The following is a 5,764-nucleotide window of genomic DNA, read 5'->3' on the forward strand; positions in this document are numbered from 1 at the left end:
CCCAACACCACCACCCCACCGAACGCCGCCCACGCCGGATTCACCCCCGCCAACGAGGTCAGCGCGAACCCGGCCAACGTCGCCGCCACGACGATCACGGTGAAGGTGGGGACGCTGATGGGGCCGTCCGGCGAGCCCGACTCGCTCGGCTCCTGCGACTCGCTTGACCGGCTGGCATCACTCGACCCGCCCGCGTCACTCGACCCGCCCGGCTCAGCCACTTCGGCGTCCAAGTCCCCGGCGAAGAAGCGCCGGAACACCACGTACTCCGTCCCCACCGCCGCCACCCAAGGCACCGCCATCAACCCCGCGAACCGCCCGAACGTCAGCCCCGAGGCGCTGAAGGCCAGCAGGTTCGTCAGGTTCGACACCGGCAGCAGCAGCGATGCCGAGTTCGACAGGTGCGCGCACGCGTATACATGCGGCCGGTCCCGCACCCGCGCGCGCACCGTCGTCGCCAGCACCACCGGCGTCAGCAGTACGACCGTCGCGTCCAGGCTCAGCACCGCGGTGGTCAGCGCCGCCACCGCGAACACCGCCGCCAGCAGCCGGCGTCCGCGCGAGGCGTCCGCCTTCCCCGCGACCCGGGCCATCGCCGCGCCGGCCGCCGCGAACAGGCCGTCATCGGCGCACAGTTGCGCCAGTACCAGCACCGCGGCGAGGAAGCCGACCGTCGGGGCCAGGGCGGTGACCTCGGACCAGGCGGAGTGCGGCGACACCGCACCGATCGCGATCACGATGCCGGCCGCCGGTACCGCCGCCGCGGCCTCCGGCCAGCCGCGCGGCCGCACGACGGCGAACACGAGCACCACGAACAGCAGCACGACCGACGCGGCAGCGGCGGCGTCGGCGACGCTCAAGAGGGGCTCCAGTGATCTGCGGAAGGTGCCTGCCGATCATATCGGCCATACCGGGCCACCTCGGCGAACGTCCAGCGGGCGAGCCACGTCGCACACAGTGGTTGCCCGGTGCCGACGCCGCCCGGCGGGAACGACGACAGACCGGCCGCTGCGTGTCGCCACGCTGCGGCCGGTCTGCGTGTGGGGGAGGGTCGGGCCTTCTAGGTGCTCGGCGAGCGTTTACTCGTGCAGGTACTTGTCCGAGAAGCTGGTCCCACCGGAGATGGCGCTGGTGTGCGCCTCGGTGATCCCGTTCGAGCTCGGGTCCAGCGCCGTCGGGCTGGACGAGCTCAGCGACTTGCCGTTGATGGTCGCCGAGCTGAAGTTGACCGTGCCGAAGTTCGGGTACGCGCCGGTCGGCGACTCGATGATGACCTCGGCGCTGGTCCGCGAGGCGGACAGGGACTTGGTCGTGCTGTAAGTCCAGTTACGGGTGGAGTCGTTCAGAGTCAGCTTGTACTTGTTGGTGGCCGAGTAGGTGACCGAGGCGTGGATGACGTCGCCGGCCTTCACCGGGTAGGACGAGGAGCTCAGGTACACCGGGCTCGCCGGGTACATCTCGTACCAGGCCTGGTCGACCGGGCTGCCGCTGGAGCAGTCGGTCGCCACGCCGGTCTGCTCGACGGTGCTGGAGCCGTAGCCGTCGATGCCGACCCACGGCGCGTACAGGTCGTTGGTGGAGTTGCACTTGGCGGACGGCTCGGTCCAGGTCGCCGCGACCGAGGAGAACCCGCTGCCGGTGGCGGCTTCGCCGCCCCAGTTGTATCCGTTGGTGTTGTAGGACAGAGGACGGAACGACAGACCCGAGGCGGCCGCCGCGGTGACCGGCGCGACGGGGGCGATAGCGGAAGCCGCGGTGGCGAGCGCGGCGGCGCGTATCAGGAACCTGCGCATACTTGCTCCTTCGGTGGGGGTGTGGTGCAAGCAAACTGGTGTGTGCTGCGTCACCGTAGCGAGCGGTATCAGGACACTCAATAGGGCCAGGTCACCCGATTCCGGCCGGTATTCGCCGGGTGGGAGGACATATAGCGCGTGAACTGGCGATTCTCAGAACCGAGTGATTGGGAACCCTAGTAGAATCCGGGAGGTGGGCAAGGGGCGGGCAAGGGCTTGACACGGTTGCCACGCTTGATCTCCGGGGCATGACGAAAAGCCCTCGTGGGGTTACCACGAGGGCTGGTTCACATCACAGAAGACTTATTCGAGGCTACCGGTCCGCACCCAACCGGAACTGCAGACTCACCGTTCCCCGCAAGTCCAGCCAAGCCGATTCCGTCCCGCGCACCACGCGCAACACGACTTGCCCGCACACCGGGCAGCGCGCTACCAAACCCGGCCCCGGTCCGTAGACCCGAAGCTGCGCGATCGGTCCCGTCGTGCCGCACCCAGTGCACTGCCCTTGCGCGGAGACGACGTCCACGGCGAAGAGTTCGGACAGCGGTCCGGCGAGGGCGTTGCCGTCCTCATAATCGTCCTCGCAACCGCCGTCGACGGCATCGCCGTATCGGGCCTCAGTGACGGCGGGCTCGTCGGCGAAGGGGTCGGCCGGGTGCGGTGTGCGCTGAAAGCGGTGCGCTGGCTCAGGCATCGTCAGTCTCCTGTCGGGCCGAAGCGTTCGGTGCGGATCCGGTCTGGTGGCTGGCCGAGCTCGACCAACAGATCCGCCGCGTACTCGACGAATGCGGTCGGGCCGCAGATGTAGTTTGTCGCGAGCATCGACGGCGGCCAGGCGACGGCGGCCATGTCCCTCTCGGTGATGCGCGACGGAAAACGAGGCCAGTCCTCAGGAACTTGGCGCGTATAGAGGAACGTCACCTCCAGGCCCGGATCCGGAGCCTGGAGTTCGTCGGCGTACATCCGGTCCTCCGGCGTGCGCACCGAGTACAGCAACCGGAAGGGCGTCGTGACGCCGAGCTGCCGCCGCGCCCGGATCATCGCCATCAGCGGCACGATCCCCGATCCGCCGGCCACCAACAGGATCGGCTCGCTCTGCTCCGGCCGCCACACGAACCACCCGCCGACCGGCCCCCGCAGCTCCAGCAGATCGCCGTCGAGCAGGTCGTCCGCCAGGTACGGCGAGACCTCGCCGTCGGACACCCGCTGCACGGTCAGCTCCAGCAGCGCGCCGTCCGGAGCCGACGCGATCGAGTAGCTGCGCTGCGTGCTGTAGCCGTCCGCGGCGGTCAGCCGCAGGTCCACGTGCTGCCCGGCCAGATGTCCGGGCCAGCCCGGTACGTCCAGCACCAGCGTGCGCGCGGCCGGCGTCTCCACACGCTGCCCGACCAGCGTCGCGACCCGCCAGCGCAGGCGCTCGCCTAGTCGCCCTGATACCGCTGCTCGCGCCATGGGTCCCCATAGTCGTGGTAGCCGGCGGTCTCCCAGAAGCCCGGCTCGTCCTGCACCAACAGCTGAAGGCCGCGCACCCACTTGGCCGACTTCCACAAGTAGAGGTGCGGGACCAGCAGGCGCGCCGGACCGCCGTGCTCCGGCGCCAGATCGCGGCCGTCGTAGCGGTAGGCGATCCAGGCCTGGCCGTCGAGGAGGTCCTTGAGCGGGAGGTTCGTGGTGTAGCCGCCGTAGGAGTGGACGAGGGCGAACTCGGCCTCGGTGTCGATGTCCCGCAGCAGCAGGTCCAGCGAGACGCCCCGCCACGGGGTGTCGAACTTCGACCACTTGGTCACGCAGTGCAGGTCCGCCACCCGGTCCTCGGCCGGCAGCGCCATCAGCTCCGACCAGGTCCAGGAGTGCCGCTCGGCGGTCTCGGTGACCACGCTGAACCGCCAGGTGTCCCGGTCCACCCGCGGCGTCGGCCCCGCCGACAGGACGGGGAAGTCGGGGGTCTCGTACTGCCCCGGCGGCAACCGGTGGTCCGACGGTCTCCGTCGGCCCTGGAAGCCCCGCGAGACTATCGCCATCGGACGCCGCCCTTTCCAGGCCCACCGATCGGCGGCCGGGCCTGTTCTGATTCTGCCGGGCGGCGGGGCGCGGCGCATTTCGTGGCTTCGTGGCTTCAGGGGCTTCGTGGCTTTGGCGGGGCTCCTTACCGTTCCTTACAAGGCTCCTTCAGGCGCCCAAGGCCCTAAGGCCCCTAAGGCACCTGAACGCTCCTAGTAGTCACCGTTCGCCGGCAGCGGCTGCTCGGACCAGATCACCTTCCCGCGCGCGGTGTACCGCGTTCCCCACCGCTGCGACAGCTGCGCGACCAGGAACAGCCCGCGGCCGCCCTCGTCGAAGGTCTGCGCCCGGCGCAGCCGCGGCGACACGCTGCTGCCGTCCGCCACCTCGCAGATCAGGGCCCGGTCACGCAGCAGCCGCAGCTCGACCGGGCCGGTGGCGTGCCGGATCGCGTTGGTCACCAACTCGCTGACGATCAGCTCGGTGGTGAAGATCAGGTCGGCCAGTCGCCAGGCGCGCAGCAGCCGGGACACCTCGGCGCGCAGGAACGCCACCGACTCCGGCGTCATCGGCACGTCCCAGGTGGCGACCCGGTCCGGCGTCGTACGGCGGGCCCGGGCGGCCAGCAGCGCGACGTCGTCCAGCGGCCGCTCGGGCAACAGGCCGCCGATCGCCGACGCGCACAGCTCCTCCGGATCGCGCCCGGGGCCGGCGAGCGCCCCACTCAAGCGCTCCAGTCCGATGTCGATGTCCTGCTCCCTGCTCTCCACCAGGCCGTCGGTGTAGAGAACCAGGGTGCTGCCTTCGTCGATCAGGAACTCGACCGCCTCGTACGCCGAGCCGCCGAGACCCAGCGGCGGTCCGGTCGGCAGGTCCAAGTACTCCACCGAACCATCGCGGGCCACCACCGCCGGCGAGGGGTGGCCGGCCGCCGCGACCGAGCACAAACCGGTCACCGGGTCGTAGACCACGTACAAGCACGTCGCGCCGATGATGCCGACACCACGCTGGTCCTCGGCCTCGTCGGCGTCCATCGACTCCACCAGCGCGTCCAGCTGGCTGAGCAGGTCCTCCGGCGGGAGGTCCAAGGCACAGAAGTTCCGCACGGCGGTGCGCAGCCGGCCCATCGTCGCCGCGGCATGAATGCCGTGCCCGACGACGTCGCCGACGACCAACGCCACCCGGCCGCCGGACAACGGGATGACGTCGTACCAGTCGCCGCCGACGCCCTCTTGCGCCGGCTGGTAGCGGTGGGCCACCTCGACCGCGCACTGCGTCGGGAAGGTGCGTGGCAGGAGGCTGCGTTGCAGCGTCAGCGCCATCGTGCGCTCACGCTCGAAGCGGCGCGCGTTGTCCAGGCAGACGGCGGCACGCGAGGCGAGGTCGCCGGCCAGCTGGATGTCGTCCTCGTCGAACGGATCAGCGGTGCCGAGGCGGTAGAACGACGCCACGCCGAGCACCGTGCCCTGAACCATGATCGGCGCGGCGATCACCGAACTGTCGGGATCCTCGGCGACCCAGCGCTTCCCGGCCGTCGCCGCCGTGAGCGCGGCGTCCAGAACCGGACTGCGCTGGACCATGCTGCGGGCCTGCGCGGTCGCCGCATTGTAGGCGACGTGCGCGCCCGGCGGACGATGCACCTTCCCGCGGCGCACGGTGCGAACGGCGACGCGGCGGAGCTTCACCTCGGTATTGCCGGGCGGCGGGCATTCTTCACCGTCCAGGACCCAGCTCGCGAGGTCCACCGCCACATGCTGCGCGAAGTCCGGCAGGGCGATCTCGGCAAGCTCACCGCCGGTCAGCTCCATGTCCAGGGTGGTTCCAATGCGGCCGCTGGCGTCCAGGAGGAGCGCCAGGCGCTGGCGGGCGGCCACGGCGATGCGACCCACGGTCGGCTCGCCGACCATGACCAGCTCGCCGGGCGGCGGCTGGTGGAACGGTCTGGGGGCGGTGGTGTCGAGGAGGGGCGG

Annotated in this window: 6 protein-coding genes; all 6 read right to left on the minus strand. The window is 70.5% G+C overall.

Translation table 11 applies throughout. The features are described 5' to 3' along the window. A partial coding sequence (locus KGQ19_RS46955) for an SLC13 family permease (protein WP_268908255.1) occupies nucleotides 1–860 on the minus strand: 860 nt, incomplete at its 3' end. A 219-nt stretch (nucleotides 861–1,079) separates the two neighbouring features. Continuing rightward, nucleotides 1,080–1,793 carry a G1 family glutamic endopeptidase gene (locus tag KGQ19_RS46960; RefSeq protein WP_212021849.1) on the minus strand — a complete coding sequence of 238 codons (714 nt, stop codon included), beginning with the start codon at nucleotides 1,791–1,793 and terminating at the stop codon, nucleotides 1,080–1,082. A gap of 313 nt (nucleotides 1,794–2,106) precedes the next feature. Then, entirely contained in the window at nucleotides 2,107–2,487 is a 381-nt protein-coding gene (locus tag KGQ19_RS46965) for a DUF6510 family protein (protein ID WP_212021851.1), read from the minus strand. Nucleotides 2,488–2,489: 2 nt separating this feature from the next. Next, nucleotides 2,490–3,245, minus strand: a complete 756-nt coding sequence (locus tag KGQ19_RS46970) for a ferredoxin reductase (protein ID WP_212021853.1) — start codon at nucleotides 3,243–3,245, stop codon at nucleotides 2,490–2,492. Continuing rightward, a complete protein-coding gene (locus KGQ19_RS46975; protein ID WP_212021855.1) occupies nucleotides 3,215–3,814 on the minus strand; it encodes a sulfite oxidase-like oxidoreductase in 600 nt (199 codons plus the stop codon). Before KGQ19_RS46975 ends, KGQ19_RS46970 begins: the two co-directional genes overlap by 31 nt. 192 nt (nucleotides 3,815–4,006) lie before the next feature. Continuing rightward, nucleotides 4,007–5,764: ATP-binding SpoIIE family protein phosphatase (locus tag KGQ19_RS46980; RefSeq protein ID WP_212021857.1), on the minus strand; the 1,758-nt coding region annotated here is incomplete at its 5' end.

Origin of the sequence: Catenulispora pinistramenti (assembly GCF_018274385.1) — a bacterium.
In the GTDB taxonomy this organism is placed as follows: Bacteria; Actinomycetota; Actinomycetes; order Streptomycetales; family Catenulisporaceae; genus Catenulispora; species Catenulispora pinistramenti.